The sequence below is a fragment of the Nocardia gamkensis NBRC 108242 genome, assembly GCF_001612985.1.
Lineage (GTDB): Bacteria > Actinomycetota > Actinomycetes > Mycobacteriales > Mycobacteriaceae > Nocardia > Nocardia gamkensis.
The window spans coordinates 1-26095 of sequence record NZ_BDBM01000055.1; the positions used below are offsets into that span (position 1 = coordinate 1).

General features: G+C 68.2%; 24 protein-coding genes. 1 reads left to right on the forward strand and 23 read right to left on the reverse strand.

Annotation, left to right across the window (positions count from 1 at the left end; translation table 11 throughout):
- Positions 1–302 precede the first annotated feature (302 nt).
- The 23 genes from murA to argS form a co-directional block, all read right to left on the reverse strand.
- Positions 303–1562 (reverse strand): UDP-N-acetylglucosamine 1-carboxyvinyltransferase, encoded by a 1260-nt coding sequence (gene murA / locus NG1_RS29745; protein WP_040865172.1) that lies wholly within the window; start codon positions 1560–1562, stop codon positions 303–305.
- A gap of 216 nt (positions 1563–1778) precedes the next feature.
- On the reverse strand, positions 1779–2360 hold the full coding sequence (locus NG1_RS29750) for a cob(I)yrinic acid a,c-diamide adenosyltransferase (RefSeq protein WP_062976347.1): 582 nt from the start codon (positions 2358–2360) through the stop codon (positions 1779–1781).
- Between the two features lie 43 nt (positions 2361–2403).
- A complete protein-coding gene (locus NG1_RS29755) occupies positions 2404–2826 on the reverse strand; it encodes a DUF2550 domain-containing protein (RefSeq protein ID WP_084466922.1) in 423 nt (140 codons plus the stop codon).
- A 259-nt stretch (positions 2827–3085) separates the two neighbouring features.
- Positions 3086–3463, reverse strand: coding sequence for a F0F1 ATP synthase subunit epsilon (locus NG1_RS29760; protein WP_040865169.1), 378 nt, complete (start codon positions 3461–3463; stop codon positions 3086–3088).
- Positions 3464–3469: 6 nt separating this feature from the next.
- Positions 3470–4918, reverse strand: a complete 1449-nt coding sequence (gene atpD, locus NG1_RS29765) for a F0F1 ATP synthase subunit beta (protein ID WP_062976351.1) — start codon at positions 4916–4918, stop codon at positions 3470–3472.
- A 79-nt stretch (positions 4919–4997) separates the two neighbouring features.
- Positions 4998–5969, reverse strand: a complete 972-nt coding sequence (locus NG1_RS29770; protein WP_062976353.1) for a F0F1 ATP synthase subunit gamma — start codon at positions 5967–5969, stop codon at positions 4998–5000.
- A 132-nt stretch (positions 5970–6101) separates the two neighbouring features.
- Positions 6102–7739, reverse strand: coding sequence for a F0F1 ATP synthase subunit alpha (gene atpA / locus NG1_RS29775; protein ID WP_062976355.1), 1638 nt, complete (start codon positions 7737–7739; stop codon positions 6102–6104).
- Positions 7740–7793: 54 nt separating this feature from the next.
- Positions 7794–8603, reverse strand: coding sequence for a F0F1 ATP synthase subunit delta (locus NG1_RS29780; protein ID WP_062976357.1), 810 nt, complete (start codon positions 8601–8603; stop codon positions 7794–7796).
- 19 nt (positions 8604–8622) lie between these two features.
- Positions 8623–9183: a F0F1 ATP synthase subunit B gene (locus NG1_RS29785; protein WP_062976359.1), complete on the reverse strand. Its 561-nt coding sequence runs from the start codon at positions 9181–9183 to the stop codon at positions 8623–8625.
- Between the two features lie 5 nt (positions 9184–9188).
- Positions 9189–9437, reverse strand: coding sequence for an ATP synthase F0 subunit C (locus NG1_RS29790; RefSeq protein WP_039796339.1), 249 nt, complete (start codon positions 9435–9437; stop codon positions 9189–9191).
- A gap of 78 nt (positions 9438–9515) precedes the next feature.
- The gene (gene atpB / locus NG1_RS29795; protein ID WP_157114310.1) at positions 9516–10343 is read right to left on the reverse strand and encodes a F0F1 ATP synthase subunit A; all 828 of its coding nucleotides are present in this window, start codon (positions 10341–10343) and stop codon (positions 9516–9518) included.
- Positions 10344–10634: 291 nt separating this feature from the next.
- Positions 10635–11090, reverse strand: a complete 456-nt coding sequence (locus NG1_RS29800; RefSeq protein ID WP_040865163.1) for a Cg1360 family ATP-synthase-associated protein — start codon at positions 11088–11090, stop codon at positions 10635–10637.
- A gap of 11 nt (positions 11091–11101) precedes the next feature.
- Positions 11102–12259, reverse strand: coding sequence for a glycosyltransferase family 4 protein (locus NG1_RS29805; protein ID WP_062976361.1), 1158 nt, complete (start codon positions 12257–12259; stop codon positions 11102–11104).
- Positions 12256–12927, reverse strand: a complete 672-nt coding sequence (locus tag NG1_RS29810) for an L-threonylcarbamoyladenylate synthase (protein ID WP_040865177.1) — start codon at positions 12925–12927, stop codon at positions 12256–12258. The genes NG1_RS29805 and NG1_RS29810 overlap by 4 nt, the downstream gene beginning before the upstream one ends.
- 246 nt (positions 12928–13173) lie before the next feature.
- Entirely contained in the window at positions 13174–14052 is an 879-nt protein-coding gene (gene prmC, locus NG1_RS29815) for a peptide chain release factor N(5)-glutamine methyltransferase (RefSeq protein ID WP_062976363.1), read from the reverse strand.
- A 25-nt stretch (positions 14053–14077) separates the two neighbouring features.
- Positions 14078–15148, reverse strand: a complete 1071-nt coding sequence (gene prfA / locus NG1_RS29820; RefSeq protein ID WP_040865160.1) for a peptide chain release factor 1 — start codon at positions 15146–15148, stop codon at positions 14078–14080.
- Between the two features lie 81 nt (positions 15149–15229).
- Positions 15230–15460: a 50S ribosomal protein L31 gene (gene rpmE / locus NG1_RS29825; protein ID WP_039796334.1), complete on the reverse strand. Its 231-nt coding sequence runs from the start codon at positions 15458–15460 to the stop codon at positions 15230–15232.
- 617 nt (positions 15461–16077) lie between these two features.
- Positions 16078–18186 carry a transcription termination factor Rho gene (gene rho / locus NG1_RS29830; RefSeq protein ID WP_062976365.1) on the reverse strand — a complete coding sequence of 703 codons (2109 nt, stop codon included), beginning with the start codon at positions 18184–18186 and terminating at the stop codon, positions 16078–16080.
- Positions 18187–18514: 328 nt separating this feature from the next.
- Positions 18515–19468, reverse strand: coding sequence for a homoserine kinase (gene thrB, locus NG1_RS29835; RefSeq protein WP_062976375.1), 954 nt, complete (start codon positions 19466–19468; stop codon positions 18515–18517).
- 25 nt (positions 19469–19493) lie between these two features.
- Positions 19494–20615: a threonine synthase gene (thrC, locus tag NG1_RS29840; protein ID WP_062976377.1), complete on the reverse strand. Its 1122-nt coding sequence runs from the start codon at positions 20613–20615 to the stop codon at positions 19494–19496.
- A gap of 23 nt (positions 20616–20638) precedes the next feature.
- Positions 20639–21994, reverse strand: a complete 1356-nt coding sequence (locus tag NG1_RS29845) for a homoserine dehydrogenase (protein WP_083863263.1) — start codon at positions 21992–21994, stop codon at positions 20639–20641.
- Positions 21991–23412: a diaminopimelate decarboxylase gene (gene lysA, locus NG1_RS29850; protein WP_062976367.1), complete on the reverse strand. Its 1422-nt coding sequence runs from the start codon at positions 23410–23412 to the stop codon at positions 21991–21993. Before lysA ends, NG1_RS29845 begins: the two co-directional genes overlap by 4 nt.
- Before the next feature lie 61 nt (positions 23413–23473).
- A complete protein-coding gene (gene argS, locus NG1_RS29855) occupies positions 23474–25132 on the reverse strand; it encodes an arginine--tRNA ligase (protein WP_062976369.1) in 1659 nt (552 codons plus the stop codon).
- A gap of 93 nt (positions 25133–25225) precedes the next feature.
- On the opposite strand from argS, the gene NG1_RS29860 reads away from it, so the two are divergent.
- A partial coding sequence (locus NG1_RS29860; RefSeq protein WP_062976371.1) for a thioredoxin-like domain-containing protein occupies positions 25226–26095 on the forward strand: 870 nt, incomplete at its 3' end.

The window sequence follows — 26095 nt, forward strand, 5'->3', positions numbered from 1 at the left end:
TCACTCCGAACATTTTCGGAACTTCAGTGAGGCAACTTTTCCAGCTTAGCTCAGTAGTGAACCCAGTTGCAAACCGGGGTCGCGATCGAGCCATGTGAGCGTCAGGCGCTCCTCGTCCTACCTCGTTTCCCTGGCCTCCGGCTCAGCGTTTCCGCTCAGCTCCTGGGCCCCGGGTCGGTGTCCGTGTCGCTCTGACTTGGAATAAGTTACGTGTCTGCGTGCACGATGTCAAATCCCCTGGTCATCACGGGTTTTCAGGGAAACGATCGATAACTCGCGCCCATCGGGATGGGCGCGAGCGCTCAATCCGCGGCGCCGACGCGCGTGACATCGCCGCCCAGCTCCTGCAGCTGCTCGACGAAATTCGGATACCCGCGATCGATATGGAAGACGTCGTGCACTTCGGTGGTCCCGTCGGCGACCAAGCCCGCGAGCACCAGACCCGCGCCGGCCCGGATGTCCGAGGACCACACCGGAGCACTCGACAGCCGGGGAATCCCGCGCACCACCGCGTGGTGCCCATCGGTGCGCGCGTCGGCGCCGAGCCGGATCATCTCTTCCACGAACCGGAAGCGCGCCTCGAAGATGTTCTCGGTGATCATCGAGGTTCCGTCCGCGATGGACGCCAGCCCGATGGCCATCGGCTGCAAGTCGGTCGGGAAACCGGGGAACGGCAGGGTCGAGAAGTTCACCGCGCGCGGGCGCTCGGCTTGGACCACCCGGAAGCCGTCCTGCTCGAACGAGATGCGCGCCCCCGCGGACCGCAGCTTGTCGAGCACCAGCGACAGATGCTTGGGGTTCACGCCCGTGACGCGGATGTCGCCGAGGGTCATCGCGGCGGCGATGCCCCACGTCGCGGCCACGATGCGGTCCCCGATGACGCGGTGGGTTGTCGGCGCGAGACGCTCGACGCCCTGGATGGTGAGCACCGAGGTGCCCGCGCCGCTGATCCGCGCGCCCATCCGGACGAGCATGTTGCACAGGTCGACGATGTCCGGTTCGCGCGCGGCGTTGTCGATCACCGTCTCGCCCTCGGCCAGCACCGCCGCCATGAGGATGTTCTCGGTCGCGCCGACCGAGGGGAAGTCGAGCCGGATCCGGGCGCCTTGCAGCTCGTCGGCCTTGGCCACCACGCAACCGTGCTCGATCTCGCTGGTCGCGCCGAGCAGGCGCAGGCCTGCCTGATGCATGTCGAGCGGGCGGGAGCCGATGGCGTCACCGCCGGGCAGTGCGACGACGGCGCGCTTGCACCGCGCCATCAGCGGCCCCAGCACGCACACCGACGCGCGGAACTGCGTCACCGCGGGGAAGTCCGCGTGGTACTTCGGTTCGGCGGGCGTGGTGATGGACACCGTCCCGCCGTCGATGGCCACGTCGCAGCCGAGGCCGCGCAGCACATCGCCCATCAGCGGCACGTCGAGGATGTCCGGGCAGTTCGTGATCGTGGTGGTGCCCTCGGCGAGCAGCGCAGCGGCCATCAGTTTGAGGACGCTGTTCTTGGCGCCCCCCACCGTGACCTCACCGACGAGTCGATTTCCGCCGGTAACCAAAAACCGTTCCATGCCGCCTCTCCGCGTATTCGGCGCACTGTTGGTGCAAGGATAGTTGGGGCGGCGCACTACGGTGCCGCCTCTCCACGACTCCCCTCGCCTCCGGACGTTTTCGCCGTTGGAGCGAGTGCCGCGAGATGGGCGCGTTCTGTGGTCGACGGGGTGGTCCCGACGCCTTGCCGGCAATACCCCGTGATCGCCCGGGTACTCGCCTGCGGTCCTACGCGATCAGGCGCTCGGCGGTTCCCCGCCGGGCTTCCACAGGATATCGCCGCCGGGATTGGCCACCCGGCTCAGGATGAACAGCAGGTCCGAGAGGCGATTGAGGTACTTGGCCGGCAGCACCTCGGTGTCCTCCGGATGCGCCTCGATCGCCGCCCACGCCGAGCGCTCCGCTCGGCGCGCCACCGTCCGGGCGGTGTGCAGCAGGGCAGCCAGCGGCGTACCGCCGGGGAGGATGAACGAATCGAGCGCGGGCAACGCGGTGTTGAACTCGTCGCACCATGCCTCGAGCCGGTCGATGTAGGGCTGAGTGACCCGCAGCGGCGCATACTTCGGTTCCGCCACGACGGGTGTGGAGAGGTCCGCGCCTGCGTCGAACAAATCGTTCTGTATCTGCCGCAGTACCGCGAGCATCGTCGCGTCGGGCCCACCGAGGGCGATCGCCACACCGATGGCGGCGTTCGTCTCATCGCAGTCGGCGTAGGCCACCAAGCGTGGGTCGGTCTTCGCGACCCGGGAGAAGTCGCTCAATCCCGTGGTCCCGTCATCACCGGTCCGGGTGTAGATCCGGGTCAAATGCACGCTCACAGCACAACCCTAGCGGGCGCGGCCGGACCGGGTCCGCCGAGAGCTACAGACCCGGCATCCGCCGCGTCCGGTCGGACGGGCGGGATTCCACCCAGGACAGGAAGGCGGTCAGGGAATCGCGATCCAAGGCGAGTTCGAAGTCGCCCGAGCGGTCCGACACCGCGATCACGGCGATGTCGTCGGTCATGATGTCGTACTCGTCGCCGCGCGGACCCCGGCGATCCCCGATCTCGATGCCCTGCCGCCGAATGGCGGAGTCCGGGCCGAGTTTGAGGCTGGTGAGTTTGAAGAAGACCAGACGGTCCTCGTCGTAGCGGATCAATCCGTGGCGCCATCCTTGACCGCCGCGAGCGGGCAGGACACGCAGGATCGCGGCGGTTCCGCCGCGCCGCAACATGATGAGGCGGTAAGTCGAGGCAAGCGCGAGGAACACGAGCGTGAGCACCAGAATGATCAGGAGAACCATCCCGGTTTGCAATGCTGTTCGTCCCTTCGCTACGCCGCCGTGTGGTCCACACGGCATTCGATTGGCGGGTGTTCGCAGGCCCTTCGTGGTGACGTGGACTGCAGCTCGGCGAGCCTGATGTTCACACCGCGTGCGGTCATTCAACCACGGCACCGAGTTTACAAATGGCCCGGCCGTGTCCGACTCGCCTGAAAGACGCTGTCGGCGGTGAAGAGACTCTTCACCGCCGACAGCCGTCGTGCTCGAAAACAGGTTGTAACTACGCGTTCGCCGTCTGTTCGACCGCGCGCACGCGGGCCTGAGCCGCCTTCTGCTGCTCTTCGCTGGCGTCGGAGTCGGCCAGCACCCGGCGGGCCTCCTCGACGTCCACCTCGTCGGCGAATTCCGCCGACTCGGCCAGCACCCGAACCGAGTTCGCGGTCACCGAGAAGAATCCGCCGTGCACCGCGGCGACGACCCGCTGACCGTCGGTGTCCACGATCGTCACGATGCCGCCCTCGACCAGCTGGCCGAGCAACGGTTCGTGGCCGGCCATGATGCCGATCTGGCCCTCGGTGGTCTGCGCGCTGACGAACGACGCCTGGCCGGACCAGAGCAATCGTTCGACCGCGACGAGATCGACTGACATTTCCGCCATCGGTGACTACTTTCCGAGGATCTTCTTGGCGGCCTTCTCGACGTCGTCGAGACCACCGCAGCTGTTGAAGGCCTGCTCGGGATAGCTGTCGAACTCACCCTTGCAGACGCGGTCGAAGTCGTCGATGGTCTGCTCCAGCGGCACGACCGAACCCGGCTGACCGGTGAACTTCTCGGCCACGATGAAGTTCTGGCCGAGGAACTTCTCCAGACGACGGGCGCGGCCGACGAGGACCTTGTCCTCCTCGGACAGCTCGTCCATACCGAGGATGGCGATGATGTCCTGCAGTTCCTTGTACTTCTGCAGGATCCGCTTCACCTCGTTGGCGACCCGGAAGTGCCGGTCGCCGACGATCGAGGCCTCCAAGATGCGGGAGGTCGAGGTCAGCGGGTCGACGGCCGGGTAGATGCCCTTCTGCGAGATCGGGCGGGAGAGCTCGGTCGTCGCGTCGAGGTGGGCGAAGGTGGTCGCCGGAGCCGGGTCGGTGTAGTCGTCGGCGGGCACGTAGATGGCCTGCAGCGAGGTGATGGACCGGCCACGAGTCGAGGTGATGCGCTCCTGCAGCTCACCCATCTCGTCGGCCAGCGTGGGCTGGTAACCGACGGCGGAGGGCATGCGGCCGAGCAGGGTCGACACCTCGGAACCGGCCTGGGTGAACCGGAAGATGTTGTCGATGAACAGCAGCACGTCCTGGTGCTGCACGTCGCGGAAGTACTCGGCCATGGTCAGCGCCGAGAGGGCGACGCGCATACGGGTGCCCGGCGGCTCGTCCATCTGACCGAAGACGAGGGCGGTGTCCTGGAGGACGCCCATCTCCTCCATCTCCAGGTGCAGGTCGGTGCCCTCACGGGTGCGCTCGCCGACACCGGCGAACACGGAGGTGCCGGAGAACTCCCGCGCGATACGGGTGATCATCTCCTGGATCAGAACGGTCTTGCCGACACCGGCGCCACCGAACAGACCGATCTTGCCACCCTTCACGTACGGGGTGAGCAGGTCGATGACCTTGATGCCCGTTTCGAGCAGCTCGGTCTTGCCCTCGAGCTGGTCGAACGACGGCGGCTTGCGGTGGATGCCCCACTGCTCGCCGTCGCGGCCGAGGCCGGGGGTGTCCAGGCAGTCGCCCAGCGCGTTGAAGACGTGGCCCTTGACCACGTCGCCGACGGGCACCGAGATCGGCTTGCCGGTGTCGGTGACGGTGGCGCCGCGGACCAGGCCGTCGGTCGGCTGCATCGAGATGGTGCGCACGATGCCGTCGCCGAGGTGCTGGGCGACCTCGAGGGTCAGGGTCTTGGCCACCGAGGTCAGGGTGATCTCGGCGTGCAGAGCGTTGAACAGCTCGGGAATGGCTCCGCGCGGGAACTCGACGTCCACGACGGGGCCGATGACCCGGACGACGCGGCCTGCGGCGCCGCCGGTCCGGCTCGTGTTGTCTTGGGTGACAGCTGCGGTCATTGGTGTTGGTTCTCTCCGTGTCGATGTGCGGCCTTCGGGGGCCTTACTCCGTGCCCGTCGCTCAGGCCGCGTGTGGCGCTCAGTCGCGGTCCGAGCTCGACGCCAGCGCGTTCACGCCGCCGACGATTTCGCTGATTTCCTGCGTGATCTGGGCCTGACGCACCGAGTTGGCCTCGCGCTGGAGCACGCTCGCGAGTTCGTTGGCGTTGTCGGTGGCGGCCTTCATTGCGGTGCGCCGAGCCGCTGACTCGGATGCCGCTGCCTCGAGCAACGACGCGTAGATACGCGTGTTGACGTACTTCGGCAGCAGCGCCGCCAGCAGCACATCGGCGTCGGGCTCGAATTCGTACTGCGCGTGGACCTCCGCCGTCGGCGAATCCGACACGATGTCCTCACCCAGGTCGAAGTTCTCGTCGACGTAGCTCACCTGGATCGGCGCCAGTCGGCGCACCTCAGGGCTCTGCGTCAGCATCGAGACGAAGCGGGTGTACACGACGTGCAGCTCATCGACGCCTGCGATGTCACCCGTCCCGTTCGGAGCGGGCACCGCTCCCTCGGAGCCGGCCATGAAGGCGTCGACCAGGTGGTGGCAGGCGGACGAAGCATCGGAATACTTCGGCTGCTGCGAGAACCCGGTCCACGCCGACACGTACGAGCGGTTGCGGAAGGCGTAGTAGGTCAGGCCCTTGTTGCCCATCACGTAGAGCACCGGCTCTTTGCCCTCGTCACGCAGGGTGGTCATCAGCTCTTCCGCGCGCTTGAGCACGTTGGAGTTGTAGCCACCGCACATGCCGCTGTCACTGGTGATCACCAGCACGGCCGCCCGGCCCGGGTTGGCGCGCTCGGTCAGCAGCGGATGCGACAGGTTCTTCGACGCGCTCGCCAGCTCGCTGAGGACCTTGGTGATCTCCTCCGCGTACGGCTTCGCGGCCGCGACCCTGGCCTGAGCCTTGGAGATTCGCGAGGTCGCGATCAGCTCTTGGGCCTTGGTGATCTTCTTGATCGAATTCACACCACGAATGCGGGAGCGCAATTCACGCAAGCTTGCCATCAGCGGTTCACACTCCCTTCATTCGCTGCGTGGGATTGACGGCGTACGCCGAGCACGAGGAGGTCGCGCACGCTTCCTCCTTCGTGCCCGTCGCGTATGCCGCGGATCGAATAGCGCATTTGCCGGCTCGCGTTACTTCTCGACGTGCTTGCGGGTCACCGACAGCGACTCGACCTCTTCGTGGTCGAGCTGGCCCGCCTCGGCCTCGTTCACCACGGGAGTGCCGTCGGAGGTGAGGAAGGTCCCCAGGAACTTCTTGGTGGCCGCCTCGACCTGCTCGGCCGCCTCGCCGTCGAGCACCTTGCCGCCCGCGATGGCCTTGAACGCGTCGGCGGCGCTGCGGTGCAGCTCCTCCAGCAGCTCGGCGTTGAAGCGGCGGATGTCACCGACCGGGACCGAGTCGTAGTGGCCGCGGTCGACCAGGTAGATCGAGATGATCTGGTCCTCGACCGGCACCGGCGAGTACTGGTCCTGCTTGAGCAGCTCGACCCAGCGGGCGCCGCGCTCGAGCTGCGCCAGCGAGGCCGCGTCGAGGTCGGATGCGAACGCGGAGAACGCCTCCAGCTCGCGGTACTGCGCGAGTTCCAGACGAAGCGAGCCCGCGACCTTCTTCATGCCCTTGGTCTGGGCGGCGCCACCGACGCGGGACACCGAGGTACCGACGTTGATCGCCGGGCGGACGCCCTTGTTGAACAGGTCGGACTCGAGGAACACCTGGCCGTCGGTGATCGAGATGACGTTGGTGGGAATGAACGCCGAGATGTCGTTGGCCTTGGTCTCGATGATCGGCAGACCGGTCATCGAGCCAGCGCCCAGCTCGTCGGACAGCTTCGCGCAACGCTCCAGCAGCCGGGAGTGCAGGTAGAAGACGTCACCCGGGTAGGCCTCGCGGCCCGGCGGGCGACGCAGCAGCAGCGAGATGGCGCGGTAGGCCTCGGCCTGCTTGGTCAGGTCGTCGAAGACGATGAGCACGTGCTTGCCCTGGTACATCCAGTGCTGGCCGATGGCCGAACCGGTGTAGGGGGCCAGCCACTTGAAGCCGGCGGAGTCGGAGGCCGGGGCGGCGACGATGGTGGTGTACTCCAGCGCGCCGTGCTGCTCCAGCGCGGCCTTCACGCCCGCGATGGTGGAGCCCTTCTGGCCGATGGCGACGTAGATGCAGCGCACCTGCTTGGTCGGGTCGCCGGTCTCCCAGTTGGCCTTCTGGTTCAGGATCGCGTCGATGCAGACCGCGGTCTTGCCGGTCTTGCGGTCGCCGATGATCAGCTGACGCTGGCCACGGCCGATGGCGGTCAGCGCGTCGATCGCGGTGATGCCGGTGGCCAGCGGCTCCTCGACCGGCTGGCGCTCCAGCACGGTCGCGGCCTGCAGCTCGAGCACGCGCTGTTCCTCGGACTCGATCTCGCCGAGGCCGTCGATCGGCTGGCCCAGCGGGTTCACCACGCGGCCGAGGAACTTGTCGCCGACCGGGACCGAGAGCACGTCACCGGTCCGGCGGACCTCCTGGCCCTCCTCGATCTCGGCGAACTCGCCGAGGATGACCGCACCGATCTCACGGTCCTCGAGGTTCAGCGCGACGCCGAGCACGCCGCCCGGGAACTCGAGCAGCTCGTTGGCCATTGCCGAGGGCAGGCCGCTGACGTGCGCGATGCCGTCGCTGGTGTCGGTGACCACACCGACTTCTTCGATGGAGGTCTCGGGGGTGTAGCTCTGGGTGTAGCTCTCGATCGCGCTACGGATCTCGTCGGAGGAGATCGTCAGCTCCGCCATGTTCTTCCTGCTCTCGCTGTCTGGGTCTGGAATGTCGGGGGTGGTGGAAGCGCGCTAGGTCAGAGCCCTGCGCATCTTCTCCAGTCGGCCGATGGCGCTGCCGTCGATCACGTCGTCACCGACGCGCACCACGACTCCGCTCAGCAAACTCGGGTCGACCTGGATGTGCACCGTGGTCGCCTTGCCGTAGATGCGCCGCAGCGAGGCGGCCAGCCGGTCGCGCTGCTGCTCGCTGAGCCCGATCGCGGCGCGCACGTGCGCGACGATCTGATCGCGGCGCCCCGCCGCGAGGTCGGACAGCTCGTCGAAGGCGGCGCTGATGCCCGACCGCTGCCTGGTCACCACCTGCTCCGCCAGGGTCAGGGTGATGGGCTCCGTCTTGCCGGCGAGCAGCCGTTGGATCAGCTCGCCCTTGGCCGAAGCCTGCTGCGACCGATCCGACAGCGCTTGGTCCAACTCGGGGTTGTCGCTGATGATCCGGCCGAGCCGGAACAGCTCGTCCTCGACCGCTTCGATCCGGCCACGCTGGGCCGCCGACTCCAGCAACGCCTCCTGGCCGAGCAGCACCAAGGTGTCCACCAGATCAGAAGTGCGCGACCAGTTCTCGGCCACCGCGGTGGTCAGCACTGCCAGCGTGGCAGCGCTGACCTTGCCGCCGAAGACCCGCTCGCAGAGTTCCGCACGCGCGGAACCCGGCACCGACACGTCCGCGAGCGCCACACGCAGCGAACGCTGGTCGTCCAGCACGGCGACAACGGCGAACAGTTCCGACCCCGTCGTGGCCGCAGCACTGTCGCTTCCGGTCAGAGCGGCCCGAAGCGCCTCCCGAGACCGGGCACTGGCCTCGCGGCTCGCTGCGTACATGCTTCTCACTTTCGCGTCGTTACCTTCCGACCCCGATGCCTGCGTCCGTCTGGTCGAGCTCGTCGAGGAAACGGTCGATCGAGGCCGCTTGCTTGGCCTCGTCCGAAACCGACTGCCCGATGATCTTCTCGGCCAGGTCGACGGCCGTGCGGCCGACTTCGTGGCGCAGTTCGGTCAGGATCTGCTGGCGCTGGGCTTCCAGCTGGGTGTGGCCCGCCGCGATGATGCGGTCGGCCTCGGCCTGGGCCTCCGAGCGCATCTGGGCCAGGATCTCCTGGCCCTGGGTACGCGCGTCCTCACGGATGCGCGCGGCCTCGAGCCGGGCGTCGGCCAGCTGCTGCTGGTACTGCTGCAGGGTGAGCTGAGCTTCTTCCTGCGCGGCTTCCGCGCGAGCGATGCCGCCTTCGATCTTCTCGGAGCGCTCGTCGAGCGTCTTCATCAGGCGCGGGGTCACGTACTTGTAGAACAGGAACCCGATGATGATGACGCAGACGATCGACCAGACGATGTCGTACGTTTCGGGGACGAGAGGATTCACATCCTCTCCCTCCGCCGCCGCGAGCAAAACTGACTCGTACATCGGAATCAGAAAATGAAGCCGGCGACGAGACCGATGAGGGCCAGGGCCTCGGTGAACGCGATACCGAGGAACATGTTGGTACGGATGGTGCCCTGCAGCTCGGGCTGCCGGGCGATGCCCTCGATCGCCTTACCGACGACGATGCCCACGCCGATGCCGGGGCCGATCGCGGCGAGACCGTAGCCGACGGCGCCCAGGCCCTTGAAGGTGCTCTCGTTCGTGGCGGCTTCCTGGGCCAGGTAAGCGAGGCTCATGAGTCTTCCATTCCCTTTCTGTTGCTCACCCGCCGGTCGGCGTGGTGTAGCAGGTTTCCGGTAGTTGGGTCGGTCAGGTCAGTGGTCGGCCGCATGCTGTGCGAGTGAGATGTATACGGCGGTCAGCAGCGCAAACACGTAGGCCTGCAGGAAGATGACCAACAACTCGAAGAAGGTGAATCCGAGTCCCGCGAGCAGCGAGAACGGCGAGAACACCTTCATCCACGAGGTGGCGTCGAACAGGAAGAACCAGGTCGCGCTGAAGAACAGGACCAGCATGATGTGGCCTGCCAGCATGTTCGCCATGAGTCGGACGGTCAGCGTGAACGGACGCAGGATGAAGGTCGAGACGAACTCGATCGGAATCAGCAGCACGTGCAGCGCGGCGGGAACGTTCGGAACGACGATGCTGCTGCGCATGTAGTTGAGGAATCCGTACTTCTTGATACCGACGTAGTTGAACGTCAGGTACGCGATGACGGCCAGCACCAGCGGCATGCCGATTCGGGCGTTCGACGAGATGTTCAACCCCGGCACGACACCCGAGAAGTTCAGGAAGAGGACCGTGAAGAAGATCGTCGCGATCAGGGGCAAGAACTTCCGTCCCGACTCCTTGCCGAGGACCTCGTCACAGATCTGCTCCTTGACGAAGACCAGGCCGATTTCGGCCACATTCTGCAGGCCGCGCGGAACGATCCGGGGCGAGCGGAATGCCAGCACCATCACGACGACGAGAACGGCCGTCATCAGAATGCGGATCAGCATCAATCGATCGAGTTCGAACGGCGTTCCCTCGAACAGCACAGCTGGAGGGAAGAAGTCGGTAAGCGACGGCGCGTGGAACTCGGCCGCCAGAGTGGTGACGCTCAGCGTTCTCTCCCGTGTTCGGGCCGCGGGTACGGTCATTCCCGCGGTTCGATCGGACATTGACGATCAATTTGGGTCGACTCAGGTCGGCTCGAAGTTCGTCAGCAGCTGGGCGGTGGTTTGATTTCCACCAGGCGTCTGTACGTGTGTCGGCGACATTCGTCGACATGCAGAACCGGAACACCCCTCGGAGCCCGGCACGGCAGTAAGCATAGCGGCCCATGCAGGGGATCTCGGCGGTGACCCCTTACTGATCCCCGACTTGGTCGCTTGCTTACCAACACTTTACCAAGTCATCTACGACAGCGTGTAGGGGGTGGGGTGTTTTGGTTACTCCCGGGTACCGGACGCGGTGTCCGGGTCGGTCGTCGTCACGTACGGAACCTTCTGCCGGACAACGCCGTACGTCTCCGCGCCGAGCACGATGACCAGGGCTCCGACCACCGTGAGGAACAGCACGACGCGATCGTAGAAGTGGAACCGCTGGAGGATCGCGACGACGATCAGCGCCACCAGGACCTTGCCCGCCCAGCTGACCAGCATGATCAGGCCCGCGGTGCTCGGCGGCAGCTTCGCGCCGAACAGCACGACGGCCGCGGTGGTGAGGATGAAGCCGCCACCGATCGCGGCGCCGAGCACGGCGCCCCACACCCCGGAGCCACCCGCGACGGCGGCGCCCAGCGCGACGGCCAGGACGACCAGCACGCCCAGGCCGATCAGTCCGTAGCGCAGCGCGGACCGCAGCGGCGCGTCGGGGCCTGGCACGGGTCGGGGTGTGAAGCTCACAGCCGCCGACTTTACCCGGACGCCGATCCGTCACCCGCCGGGTCCCCACGCCGCAGCCCCGGAATGGCGGTGATCACCAAGGCGAATACCAGCCCGCCCGCCATCAGCAACACGACGAGTGTGCGGTCCATCAGCGAGGTGCCGACCGCGCCGAAGGCGAGCACGCCGACCCACAAATAGATCAACAGAACCACGCGGCGGTGCGAATGGCCGATCTGCAGCAAGCGATGATGCAAGTGCATTTTGTCCGGCGTCGAGAAACTCACGCCCGCGCGAACCCGGCGCACAATGGCGAGTAACAGGTCGAGCACCGGAATGAACATCACCGCGCCGACCAGCAACAGCGGGGAAAGCAGACCGACGATGTCGCGCGGGCCGTACCCCTGCAACGGGATTCGCCCCGACGCGCCGGTCGACACCGCGGCCAGCATCAATCCGATCAGCATCGAGCCGGAGTCGCCCATGAATATGCGCGCGGGCTGGAAATTGTGCGGCAGGAATCCGAGGCATCCACCCGCGAGTGCGGCGGCCAGCAATGCCGGCGGGTAGGTGTCCACCGAGCCGCCCTGCTCGTTCATCAGTCCCAGGCAGAACACGAACACGGCCAGCGCCGCGATCAGACCCAGACCGGCCGCGAGGCCGTCCAGACCGTCGACGAAATTCATGGCGTTGACCAGGGTGACGGTGACCGCCACCGTGACCAGCCCGCCCTGCAAGCCGTCCAGTACCACCGTGGTGTTGCTGAACGGGTTGTAGATGACGTACCAGCCCAATCCCATGACGGCCATCACGCCCGCCGCCGTCACCTGGCCGGCGAACTTCGTCAGCGCGTCCAGCCCCCAGCGATCGTCGACGATCCCGACCAGCACGATGACCGTGGCGGCCACCAGCACGGCGATCGGGATGTCGGGTTTGTAGTCGAAGCCGCTGCGCAGCGCGGGCAGCTGGTGGGCGAACAGCACCGCGGCGACCACACCGATGTACATGCCGACGCCGCCCATCCGCGGAACCGGCTTGACGTGCACGTCCCGGTCCCTGGGCACGGCGACCGCGCCGAAGCCGATCGCCAGCACCCGCACCCCACCGGTGGCCAGGAACGTCACCACCGCGGAGATGAGCAGCACGACCAGCAGCTCCCGAAGCGGGACGACGGCACTCGAACCCATCATCCGCGCTGCTGTGCGGCGCCGCTGAGCGCTTCCGGCGACATGCCGAGCACCTCGGCGATGTCGGCGACCGGCACCGCGCCCACGCGCAGGATGCGCGGCTGATCGGCGGTCAGATCGACGATGGTGGAGGCCACCGCGTGCTCGGCAGGGCCGCCGTCGAGGTAGACGCCGACCAGGTCACCGAGCTGGTCACGGGCTTCGGGCGCGGTCTTCGCCGGGGGCTGCCCGGACACATTGGCACTCGACACCGCCAGCGGGCCGACCTCACGCAACAGCTCCAGCGCGACCGGGTGCAGCGGCATCCGCAGCATCACCGTCCCACGCGTGTCACCGAGATCCCAGGCGAGCGAAGGCGCTTGCTGCACAACGAGACTCAGGCCGCCGGGCCAGAACGCCCGGATCAGCTCGCGCGCCTGCGGGCGCACCGAGAAGACCAGGCCGTCGATGGTGTGCCAAGAACCGACGAGCACCGGCACGGGCATGTCCCTGCCGCGACGCTTCGCCGCGAGCAGGGAACTCACCGCGGTGGCATCGAACGCGTCGGCGGCCAGCCCGTACAGGGTGTCGGTGGGCAGCACGACCAACCGTCCGGATTTCAGGGCGCTGGTGGCTGCGGACAGTCCGGCGGCGCGCGAGTCGGGATCCGCGCAGTCGTAGACGGTACTCACGGCACCCATCCTGGCATGCTCCCCCGCCTCTCCGCGTATTCAGGCCGTACTAGTGAGGTGAGAGGGGCTCCCGCCTCGAGTGCCGAACTGGTTCTGGGCGTGCCCGATGAGTTACCCATGTGCTCGCGAAATCAGTCGTCACGTGGGGTGCGGCGGTCGCCGCACCCTGGTCGATCCCTCTCGATGGATGTGTGGTTCCGAAGCGGGAAGCGCGCAAAGTCCGACGAGAGGCGGGCGAAGCGCGGGTCAGGTGTGGGTGGCGGCGACGAAGCGAGGTTTGCCGGCCAGGTCCGGGTGTTCGACGACGTCGGTGAAGACGCCGGTGGCGGTGAGCAGGGCGGCTACGCCGGAGCCGTTGGTGTCGTCGTGCTCGATGGCGGTGGCGCCGCCGGGGCGCAGCAGCCTGGTGATGTTCGGGACCATCCCGCGGATGACCGACAGCCCGTCCGGGCCGCCGAACAGGGCGACGGACGGATCGTGCTCGGCCACCTCGGGGTCGAGGCGGGCGCCCTCCGGGATGTAGGGCGGGTTGGACAGCACGATGTCCACTCGGCCGTTCAGATCCGTGAGCAGTTCGGGATCGGTGGCGTCGTCGGCGTAGAGGGTGATCGGGGTATCGCCCGCGGCGATGCGGTCGTCTGCGTTGCGCCGCGCCCAGACCAGTGCGGCGGGATCGAGTTCGACGGCGTGCACCTCGGCGTCGGGGCGCGCGTGTGCGACAGCCAGCGCGAGCGCTCCTGATCCGGTGCACAGGTCGACGACGATCGGCGCGTGATCGTGCGGCAGCGCTTCCAATTGCGCCAGCGCCCACGCGTACAGCAACTCGGTCTCCGGGCGCGGCACGAAGACGCCGGGGCCGACCGCGAGGTCGAGCGCGCCCATCACGGCCGTCCCGGTCAAGTGCTGCAACGGGATTCGCTCCGCACGCCGGGCGACCAGCTCGCGGAACGCGTCCAGCTCGTCCGGCGCCACCAGCGGGCTCAGCGCCAGCCGGGTTCGCTCCACACCGAGAACGTGCGCGGCCAAGTGCTCGGCGTCGGCGCGGGGGCTGTGCACCCCCGCCGTCCGTAACGTCTCGATGGCGTCGTTGAGGACGGGGCGCAGCGCGACTCGGGTCGTAGACATGGCACCGACTCTGCCCGAAAGACGGTTATTCCGCGGCCATACGTGCTTCGCGGTCCGCCTTCCCGAGAGCGTCCAGCAGCGCGTCGAGATCACCGTCGAGCACGGCGTCGAGGTTGTGCGCCTTGAAACCGATCCGATGGTCGGTGATCCGGTTCTCCGGGAAGTTGTAGGTGCGGATCCGCTCGGAGCGGTCCACCGTGCGGATCTGGCTGGCGCGGCCCGCCGCCGCCTCCTGATCCGCTTGTTCTTCCGCCAGCGCCTGCAACCGCGCCGCGAGCACCTGCATGGCGCGCGCCTTGTTCTGCAACTGGGAGCGCTCGTTCTGGCAGGTGACGACGATGCCGGAGGGCAGATGGGTGATGCGCACCGCGGAGTCGGTGGTGTTGACGCCCTGACCGCCCTTCCCGGAGGAGCGGTAGACGTCGATGCGCAGATCCGACTCGTCGATCTGCACCTCTTCGATCTCGTCGGGCTCCGGATAGATCAGCACGCCCGCCGCCGACGTGTGGATGCGGCCCTGCGATTCGGTCACCGGGACGCGCTGCACCCGGTGCACCCCGCCCTCGAACTTGAAGCGCGACCAGACACCCTCGCGCGTCGCGTCACGGCTCTTGATCGACAGCGTCGCCTCTTTGTAACCGCCCAGGTCGGACAGGGTGACGTCGAGGATCTCGACCTTCCAGCCGTGGCGCTCGGCGTACCGCACGTACATGCGGGCCAGGTCGGAGGCGAACAGCGCGGACTCCTCGCCGCCTTCCCCGGACTTCACCTCGAGCACGACGTCGTCACCGTCGTGCGGGTCGCGGGGGGCCAGCAGGTCGGCGAGCGCCTGTTCCAGTTCCTCGACCTGTTGTTCCAGCTCCGGGACCTCCGCGGCGAACGCGGAGTCGTCGGCGGCGAGTTCCCTGGCGGCGGACAGATCGTCGCGCGCCGTCTCGAGCTTGCGATAGGTGGCCATGACCGGAGCCAGCTCGGCGAACCGCTTGCCGACCCGGCGCGCGGCGCCCGCATCGTTGTGCAGCGACGGATCGGCCAGCTGCGTCTCCAGGCCCGCGTACTCGGCCAGGATGTCATCGATGGCGGACGGTTGCGTCACAGTGCTTCCTTCTCCTGATGCCGGTCCGTACAAAACACCGACGCCCGGCCTGCGCAGCAGGACCGGGCGTCGGCGAGGAAGCTACTTGGCGTCGGCCTTCTTGCCGGCACGCTTGCCGTAGCGGGCCTCGAAGCGGGCCACGCGGCCACCGGTGTCGAGGATCTTCTGCTTGCCGGTGTAGAACGGGTGGCACTGCGAGCAGACCTCGACGGTGATGTGTCCCGACTCCTTGGTGCTGCGAGTCTGGAAGGTGTTGCCGCAACCACAGACGACCGTGGTGTCGACATACGTCGGGTGAATTCCTGCCTTCATGGATGTCCTCTCGATTGTGGTCGCCGGGTCGCCCGCGCGCGCAGGCGCTGAGCGTGAACCGGAACCGACTAGGCGGGAGCTCTGCTCACCTGAGCAGACGCAACGACGGTTCAGTATGCCAGAACTGCCGTTACGCTCCCAAAACGCCCCCGGCGGGTGGTTTGTTCCCGCCCAGGTACTCCCCTAACGTTCCCGCCCCTGGAAGTCCGGGCACGCGAATCCGCGCCGCCTCCGGGACCCTGAAGTCGGGTAGTCCGCTACTCAGGAACGTGAACAAATTCGTTCATAGAGTTGCATACCTGGTGCACATCGGCGTGCCGAGACAGGAAGGAGACCTTGTGAACATCCGAATCGCGTCCGCGATCCTCGTTCTGCTGACTCTCGCGGTCGCCGTCGGTTTGTTCGCGCTCCCGGCAGGTACGCCCTACCCGGCACCGGAGAACGCCGTATACGTCCGGGCAGGGTCCGCCGCGCCGAACTCCGGGGTGGGGACGTGTGCGCTCGTCATGAGCTTCCTGATCTGCGGCGCCGCCACGATCGGCGTGGCGTTCTTCGGCCCCGGAGCGCCGAAAGGGTCCCGCAGCAGCGGGACCCTTTCGACCGGACAGCTGGTCAGCTCACTCGTCGAGCGCGCCGGGCGCGGTCTTGCTCACCTGCATCAGGAACTCGAGGTTGTTCTTGGACTTCTTCAGACGGTCGATCAGCAGATCGATCGCCTGGTGCGAGTCCAGGCCGGACAGTACGCGGCGCAGCTTGTGCAACACCGCCGCCTCGTCGGGGTTGAGCAGTAGTTCGTCCTTGCGGGTACCGGACGGGTTGACGTCCACCGCGGGGAACACTCGCCGCTCCGCGATCTTGCGGTCCAGCTTGAGCTCGGCGTTACCGGTGCCCTTGAACTCCTCGAAGATCACCGTGTCACCGGTCGACCCGGTCTCCACCATCGCGGTGGCGATGATCGTCAGCGAGCCGCCGTTCTCGATGTTGCGCGCCGCGCCGAGGAACCGCTTGGGCGGGTACAGCGCGGTGGAATCCACACCACCGGAGAGGATTCGGCCCGAGGCGGGCGAGGAGTTGTTGTACGCGCGCCCGAGCCGGGTGATCGAGTCGAGCAGCACGACGACGTCCTTGCCCATCTCCACCAGGCGCTTGGCGCGCTCGATGGCGAGTTCGGCGACCGAGGTGTGGTCTGACGGCGGACGGTCGAAGGTCGAGGAGATGACCTCGCCCCGTACCGAACGCTGCATGTCGGTGACCTCTTCGGGACGCTCGTCGACCAGCACCACCATGAGGTAGACCTCGGGGTTGTTGGTCGCGATCGCGTTCGCGATGTCCTGCAGGATCGTGGTCTTACCCGCCTTCGGCGGCGACACGATCAGGGCGCGCTGGCCCTTGCCGATCGGCATGATCAGGTCGATCACACGGGTGGTCAGCTTGTTCGGCTGAGTTTCCAGCCGTAGGCGCTGGTTCGGGTACAGCGGGGTGAGCTTGCCGAACTCGGGACGGCGCTTGGCCGCCTCGACGTCACCGCCGTTGACCGTGTCCAGCCGCACCAGCGGATCGAACTTCTGGCGCTGGTTGGACTGTTCGCCGTCGCGCGGAGCGCGCACCGCGCCGGTGATCGCGTCGCCACGGCGCAGGCCGTTCTTGCGGACCAGGTTCATCGACACGTAGACGTCGTTCGGCCCGGCCAGGTAACCCGATGTGCGGACGAAGGCGTAGTTGTCCAGCACGTCGAGGATTCCCGCGACCGGCTGGAGGACGTCGTCCTCGCGGATCTCGAGCTCACGGGCCTCGCCGCCACCGGTCTCGCGGTCGCGCCCACGACGACGCTCACGGAAACGGCGTCCGCGCCGTCCGCGACCGCCTTCCTCGTCGTCACCGCCGCGGCCGCCCGCGCTGCCGTTCTGGCTCTGGCCGCGCTCGCCCTGGCCACGGTCACTCTGACGGTCACCCTGGCCACGGTCGCTCTGACGGTCACCCTGGCCGCGCTCGCTCTGACGGTCACCCTGGCCGCGGTCGCTCTGACGGTCACCCTGGCCGCGCTCACCCTGGCCACGGTCGCGGCGACGCTCGCCACCCTGGTCGGCGTCCTGCTTCGATTCGTCGGAACGCGTCTCGGCGGGTGCGGTCTCGGTCGCCGATCGCGCCTGGTCACGGCCCCGGCGCTGCCGGCCACGGCCGCGCTGGCCGCTCTCCCTGCCGGACTCCTCGGTGGTCTCGGTCGCCGTGGACGATGCCGACTCGGCCGCGTTCGTGGCGGCGGGCGCGGAATCGGCGGGGGCCGTCTTCGCCGGGGCGGGAGCCTCGGTGGGCGCGGCCGAAGCCGCGGGCGTCACGTCGAGGGTCGCCTGCTCGGCCTTGGCCGGCGCCGCGGAAGCGGCGGTCTTGGCGGGGGCATCGGCTTTCGCGGGGGTGTCGGCCTTGGCGGTTACCGCGGACTTGGCCTCGCTCTTGGCGGGCTTCTCCGCCTTGGCTGCCGCCGCCCTTCCGGCGGCCTGATTCTCCTTGATGGCGGCGATGAGATCGCCCTTGCGCATCCCGGAGGTGCCTCGGATACCGAGCTCCCCCGCAAGCGCGCGCAACTGCGGCAACAACATTCCAGTCAGCCCCGATCGTGCGACGTCGGTGTGTTCGCTCATCTTCGAAATCTGTCCGGATTCACTTTCGCGGTCGCCCGTCGGGTTCGATTCCACGCCGGGTGTCGCGAGCAGGTCCGTATCTGTCACGGAAATCCTTTCCTTCCCTCGATCGCCGTGTGCTGTTTCGAGGGTTCGTCCCGCAGCCCGGGCATTCTGCCGGACTGGGATGCGTCCGTCCGGGCGCTGTGTGCCGTATCACCTGCTCCGCCGGACCGGCGGCTTCTCCACCATTGGTGAAAGGTGGGGAGAGATCATTCCAGTTGCGCAGCTACGCAGCACCCCCATGGCCTGGAGGCTCGAGCCTGGAGCCTGCTGGAGCGATTGCCCTGATGAAGCACCGGCGTCTGATGCGCACGATGTACGGACTTGCCCAGGATAGCTGTCCATTGCGAATCTCGGCAAGACAGACTCGCCGTCAGTCGACCAGGACACCTTCGGCGATTCCCGGCTCCACCACGCGCAGGCCGTCGGCTGCCGCCATTTCGCGCAGTTCCGCTGGAAATTCGCTGGTACCCAGGGCCAGGATGGTCGGGCCCGCCCCGGAGACGGTGGCCGCGATCCCCGCCGTGCGCAGGCGGGTGATCCAGGCCGTGGTCAGCGGTAGCGCGGGGGCACGCTGGGCCTGGTGCAAACGGTCCGCGGTGCCCGGCATCAGCAGGTCGGGACGCTGCGTCAGCGCCACCACGGCCAGCGCGGCGCGGCTGACGTTGAACGCGGCGTCGCCGTGCGACACGACGTCGGGCAGCAGGCCGCGGGTGTGCGCGGTGGACGAGCGCTCCTCGGGGATCAGCACGACCGGACGCAGCGCGGGATGGGCCTCGAGCCGCACCGCGCGGTAGGTGCGACCGTGGTATTCGGTGCCCGGAGCCTCGTCCGCGGGACGCTCGCTCTCGGTCCACGAGACCACGATCCCGCCGAGCACACTGGCCGCCGCGTTGTCCGGATGACCCTCGAATTCCGCGGCCAGCTGGACCATCCGGTCGGCCGACGTGGCCAGTGCCGGGTCCAGCTTCGCGGCGAGGGCGCACCCCGCGGCGAGTCCGCCGACCACCGCCGAGGCCGAGGAGCCCAGCCCGCGCGAATGCGGAATCACGTTGCGGCACACCACATCGAGACCGTCGGCCCACACACCGGCCGACTCCAGGCCGCGCTCGATCGCGCGGACCACGAGATGTGAAGGGCCCCAAGGGACATCGTCGGCGCCCTCGCCTTCGACCCGGATGGTGAGCCCGGAATCGGTGGTGCGTACCTGGATCTCGTCGTAGATCCCCAATGCCATACCGAGCGAGTCGAACCCGGGACCGAGGTTCGCGGTGGACGCGGGTACCCGCGCGGTCACGGTCAGACCGGCGGGCAGCGTCGCGCTCATGAGCTGGCTCTCGCGCGAATTCAACTCAGGCCAGCTCTAGTTCGACGGCGACCGCGACCGGGTCGACCGCGACCGGCTGCACCTGCGGCAGGCCCAACAGCGCGGTGTCGGGATCCTTCAGACCGTTGCCGGTCACGGTGCACACCACGGTGAGCCCGGAGTCCAGCCAGCCCTCCTTGCGGGCGGCGAGCACGCCGGCCACACCGGCCGCCGACGCGGGCTCGACGAACACGCCCTCGGTGGCCGCGACGAGGCGGTACGCGTCGAGGATCTCCTCGTCGGTGGCGGCGCGGAACGCGCCACCCGACTGCTCCTTGGCCTCGACGGCGCCGTTCCAGGAGGCGGGCGCGCCGATCCGGATCGCGGTCGCGATGGTCTCGGGGTCCTTCACCGGTGCGCCGTTGACCAGCGGGGCAGCGCCCGCGGCCTGCACGCCGAGCATGCGCGGCAGCCCGCCGGTGACGCCGTCGGCGTAGTACTCCCGGTAGCCCCGCCAGTACGCGGTGATGTTGCCGGCGTTGCCGACGGGAAGGGCGTGCACGTCGGGCGCCTTGCCGAGCACGTCGCAGATCTCGAAGGCCGCGGTCTTCTGGCCCTCGATGCGCGCCGGGTTCACCGAGTTCACCAGGCCGACGCTGGGGAAATCTGCGGTGACCTTGCGGGCGAGTTCGAGGCAGTCGTCGAAGTTGCCCTGCACCTGGATGATCTTCGCGCCGAGCATGACCGCCTGGGCCAGCTTGCCCATCGCGATCTTGCCCTGCGGGATCAGCACGGCGCAGCTCATGCCCGCGCGGGTGGCGTACGCCGCGGCGGATGCCGAGGTGTTGCCCGTGGACGCGCACAGCACCGCTCGCTGGCCGCGGTACTTGGCGTCGGTCATCGCCATCGTCATGCCGCGGTCCTTGAACGAACCGGTCGGGTTCAGGCCCTCCACCTTGAGGTACACATCGCACCCGGTGATTTCGGACAGGTGCGGCGCGGGCACCAAGGGCGTGCCGCCCTCGTACAACGTGACCGGTTCCCAGTCGGCCGCGCCCGCGAGCCGGTCGCGGTAAGCCGCGATCAGGCCCGGCCAGCGGGAGTGCACACCTGCCTGGGGCGCGACGCCGGTCGTACGGCCCCCCGGCTCCCGGCCGCCACCCCTCATGGAGTCGCTGCGCGACGCTGTGGTCATTCTTCGGTGCCTTCCAATCTCAGAACGCTGGTCACAGATGTGACGGATGCCATTTCCGCCAGGGCGGCCACGGTGTCCGCGAGCGCCGACTCCACTGCGTGGTGGGTCACCACGACGAGGCGCGCCCCCGAGCCGTGCCCTTCTTGACGGACGGTCGAGATGCTCACCCCGTGATTGGCGAATTCGCCCGCCACCGCCGCCAGAACCCCGGGACGGTCCTCGACCTGGAGGTTGACGTGATAGCGGGTGGGCGTATCGCCGATCGGCGCGATCGGTAGCTCAGCATAAACCGATTCGCCAGGAGCGCGACCCCCGTAGAACTTGTTCCGGGCCGCCATCACCAGATCGCCGAGGACGGCGGAGGCGGTCGGGGCGCCGCCCGCGCCCTGCCCGTAGAACATCAGCCGCCCGGCGTTCTCGGCCTCCACGACGACCGCGTTGAAGGCTCCGGTCACCGCGGCCAGCGGGTGCTTGCGCGGAATGAGCGCGGGGTAGACGCGCACCGAGACGCGCTCTTTGCCGCCGTCCTCCGGTCCCGGCTCGCCGGGGCCCGCGTCCACCCGCTCGCAGATGGCCAGCAGTTTGACCGTGCAATCGAGCGCCGAGGCGGTCTCCAGATCCTCGGCGGAGATCCGCGAGATCCCCTCGCGGTACACGTCGGCGGCGGTGACCCGGGTATGGAAGGCCAGCGAGGCGAGGATCGCGGCCTTGGCCGCGGCGTCGTAGCCCTCCACGTCGGCGGTCGGATCGGCTTCCGCGTAGCCCAGCCGGGTGGCCTCGGCCAGCGTCGCCGAATAGTCGGCGCCGGTCTCGTCCATCGCGGAGAGGATGAAGTTGGTGGTGCCGTTGACGATGCCGACGACCCGGTTCACCCGGTCGCCCGCCAGCGACTGGATCAACGGGCGCACCACGGGGATGGCACCCGCGACGGCGGCCTCGAAGTACAGGTCGGCGCGGCTGCGCTCGGCGGCGGCGGCGAGTTCACCGGTGTAGTCGGCCAGCAGGGCCTTGTTCGCGGTCACCACGGATTTGCCCGCGTTCAGCGCGGCCAGGATCAACCGGCGCGGCGGATCGATGCCGCCGATCACCTCCACCACCAGGTCGACGTCGTCGCGGGCGACCAGTGCGTCGGCGTCGGTGGTCAGCAGGCCCGCGGGAAGACCGCGGTCGGTGTCGAGGTTGCGGACCGCAACACCGCGTAGCACCACGGGGGCGCCGACGCGGGAACGCAGGTCCTCGGCGTGCTCGCGCAGGATGCGCACCACCTCGGTGCCGACATTGCCCATGCCCAGGACCGCGACACCGATCGGGCGATCGGTCCCCCACGCACCCTTGTTCGCGTTCGCCGTCACGCTTCCACCTCCAAGCTGAGCAGGTCCGCCACCGTCTCCCGGCGAAGGATCAGGCGTGGCTGTCCGTCCCGCACCGCGACGACCGCGGGACGGGTCAACTGGTTGTACCGGCTGGACATCGAGTAGCAGTACGCGCCGGTGGCGGCGACGGCGACGAGGTCGCCGGGGCCGACATCGGCGGGCATCCAGGTGTCCCGGATGACGATGTCGCCGCTCTCGCAATGCTTTCCGACGACGCGCGCGACCACCGGTCCGGCCTGCGACGACCGCGAGACCAGGCGGCAGTCGTAGTCGGCCTGATACAGCGCGGGCCGGATGTTGTCGCTCATGCCGCCGTCGACGCTCACGTAGCGGCGGCGCAGGCCACCGTCCAGCGAGACGTCCTTGATGGTGCCCACCTCGTAGAGGGTCACCGTGCCTGGCCCCGCGATGGCACGGCCGGGCTCCACCGCGATCACCGGCGTGGGCAGGCCCGCGCGTTCGGCTTCGGCCGCGACCAGCTCGCGCAGGTTCGCGGCGAACCGGTCCAGCGGCGGCGGGTCGTCCGACGGCAGATACGAGATGCCCAGTCCGCCACCGAGATCCAGCGTCGCGATCTGCGCGGTGCGCTCGACGCCGAATTTGTCGACGGCCTCCCGCAGCAGGCCGAGCATGCGCCGCGCGGCGATCTCGAAGCCGTCGATCTCGAAGATCTGCGAGCCGATGTGGCTGTGCAGGCCGACCAGGCGCAGGTTGTCGGCGTCGAAGACGCGCGCGAGCGCCTCCATCGCGTCGCCGCCCGCGATCGAGAAGCCGAATTTCTGGTCCTCGTGCGCGGTCGAGATGTATTCGTGGGTATGGGCTTCCACCCCGACGGTGACCCGGACCAGCACGTCCTGCACCACGCCCGCGCGGATCGCGACGGCTTCCAGGCGCTCGATCTCGATGAGCGAGTCGACCACCACGTGACCGACACCGGCGGAGACCGCGGCTTCCAGCTCCGCGACGGATTTATTGTTACCGTGCAACGCGATTCGCTCCGCGGGGAAGCCCGCGTGCAACGCGATGGCCAGTTCGCCGCCGGAGCAGACATCCAGCGCCAGGCCCTCGTCCCGGATCCAGCGGGCGACCTCGCCGCACAGGAACGCCTTGGACGCATAGTGGACTCGCGCGTTCGCCCCGAAGGCGCGGACCATGTCACGGCAGCGGGAACGGAAGTCGTCCTCGTCGACCACGAACAGCGGGGTGCCGAACCGCTCGGCCAGCTCGTACACCGGCACGCCCGCGAAGTGGACGACGCCGGCCTCGTCGCGAGTGGCGTTGCGCGGCCATACGTTGGCGGGCAGGTCGATCATCTGCTTCGGATCACTCGGACGCTCCGGCAGGTTCGGCGCGTGCGGAATCTCGGCGTGCCGTGGACCGGCGGGATGCGCGCTCATTCTCCGACCTCGCTGTGCTCGCTCACTGAGCCTTCCTTCCTCGCTGTGGTCGACCGGCCGGTCACATGCGCTCCGGCGCGCCGACGCCGAGCAGGGCCAAGCCGTTGGCCAGGACCTGGCGGGTCGCGTTGACCAGAGCGAGCCGGGCCGCGTTCGTCGGGGAGACGGGGTCGTCACCCAGCGGCAGGACGCGCAGGTTCTTGTTGGTCTGGAAACGGTGGTACGCGCCGGCCAGCTCCTCCAGGTAGCGGGCCACCCGGTGCGGTTCACGCAGGCTCGCCGCACCGGCCACCACGCGCGGGTACTCGCCGAGGGTGCGGATCAGCTCGCCCTCCTCCTCCGCCGACAGCAGCGCGAGGTCGGCGGTGACGGAGTCGTAATCGAACTCGGCGGCGTTGCGGGCGATGGACGCGGTCCGCGCGTGCGCGTACTGCACGTAGTAGACCGGGTTCTCGTTGCTCTGGCTGGCCCACAGGTTCAGGTCGATGTCGATGCTCGAGTTCACCGACGAGCGCACCAGCGAGTACCGCGCCGCGTCCACGCCGATCGCCTCGACCAGGTCGTCGAGCGTCACCACGGTGCCCGCCCGCTTGCTCATCTTCACCGCGACGCCGTCGCGCAGCAGGTTCACCATCTGCCCGATCAGCACCTCGACGGTCGCCGGATCGTCGCCGAACGCGGCCGCGGCGGCCTTCAGCCTGCCGATGTAACCGTGGTGGTCGGCGCCGAGCATGTAGATGCACAAGTCGAAGCCGCGGGAGCGCTTGTCCTGGAAGTAGGCGATGTCGCCGGCGATGTAGGCGGCTTTGCCATCGCTCTTGAGGACCACCCGGTCCTGGTCGTCACCGTATTCCGAGCTGGCGATCCACCAGGCGCCGTCCTTCTCGTACAGGTCGCCGGAGTTCTTCAGCCGCTCGACGGCCTGCTCGACCGCGCCGGAGGCGAACAGCGAGCTCTCGTTGAAGTAGACGTCGAAGTCGGTGCCGAACTCGTGCAGCGACTCCCTGATGTGCGCGAACATCAGCTCGACGCCCGCGGCCCTGAACACCTCGAGGCGCTCGGCCTCCGGCTTGCTCAGCGCGTCCGGGTGCGCGGCCAGGATCTTGTCGGCGATCTCGCCGATGTAGGCGCCCGCGTATCCGTTCTCCGGGGTCGGCGCGCCGGTGGCGGCCGCGACCAGCGAGGCGGCGAACCGATCGATCTGCGCCCCGTGGTCGTTGAAGTAGTACTCGCGCACCACGTCGGCGCCCTGCGCGGCCAGAATGCGGCCCAGCGCGTCGCCGACCGAAGCCCATCGGGTTCCGCCCAGATGCACGGGACCGGTGGGGTTGGCCGAGACGAACTCGAGGTTGATCCGGGTGCCCTTCAGCGTCTCCGCGGTGCCGTACGCGGCGCCCGCGGCGAGTATCCGCTCGATGATCGCGCCCTGCGCGGAGGCCGCGAGGCGGATGTTCAGGAACCCGGGCCCGGCGACCTCGGCGGCGGCGACGCCGTCGGCCTCGGCCAGCGCGTCGGCCAGCCAGGTGGCCAGATCACGCGGCTTGGTTCCGGCGCGCTTGGCCACCTGCATCGCGACATTCGTGGCATAGTCGCCGTGTTCGGGGTTGCGGGGGCGTTCCACGGTGACCTCGTCGGGCAGGACCGCAGGGTCCAGTCCACGTTCGACAAGCACCTTCGCCGCTGTCGAGCGAAGGAGATCTGCAAGGTCAGCTGGAGTCACGAGTCTCTATCCTATGGTCTTGGCGGGTGTGCACCTCGGGGTGGGCACTGCGCAGCCAGCGGATCCATCAACGTCGAAAGAGCACACTGAGCGATGCCTAGCAGTCCCAGCGCCAAATCGGCCAAGGCCGCCAAGGCCGCGGCGAAGTTGTCAGATCCCCGCAAGCGAGGCAGACAAGGACAGCTTCCGAAGAAAACCCGGCAGATCCCCTGGCCGGCCATCGGCGCGGCCGTAGTAATCATCGCATTGATCGGCGCACTGGCTTACAACCTGGTCCCCAAGTACCGGGAAAAGGCCGACCTGGACAAGTACACGCCGAGCGCGCAGAAGAAGGACCCGTCCGACGGGATCGCGGGTGTGGTGAAGAAGGAATACCCCGCGGGTCTGCACATCGCGTCCAACCAGCGCGTGGCCTACGACCAGGCGCCGCCGTTCGGCGGTCCGCACGATCAGTCCTGGGCGACCTGCACCGGCATCGTCTACAGCAAGCCGATCCGGGTGGAGAACGCGGTGCACTCCCTCGAGCACGGCGCGGTGTGGATCGCCTACAACCCGGACAAGGTGAACGCCGACGGCATCGCCACGCTGAAGGCGAAGGTCGAGGGCAAGCCGTACACGATGATGTCGCCCTACCCCGGCCTCGACTCCGCCGTCTCCTTGCAGTCCTGGGGGCACCAGTTGAAGCTGGACAGCCCCGATGACAAGCGCGTCGGCCAGTTCATCACAGCTCTGCGGCTGAACAACTACGCCTATCCCGAGGTCGGCGCGGACTGCTCGACGATCGTCTTCGACACCGAGAACCCGCCGCCGTTCGACCCCACGCCGCCCGGACCCGACGCGGTGCCGATGGACGGCAAGGGCTTGCAGCAGGACCAGACCGAACTCGGCGGCATGCCCGGTGGTCTGCCCGGCGTGCCCGGCGTGCCGGGTCTTCCCGGACTTCCCGGTGTGCCCGGCGCTCCG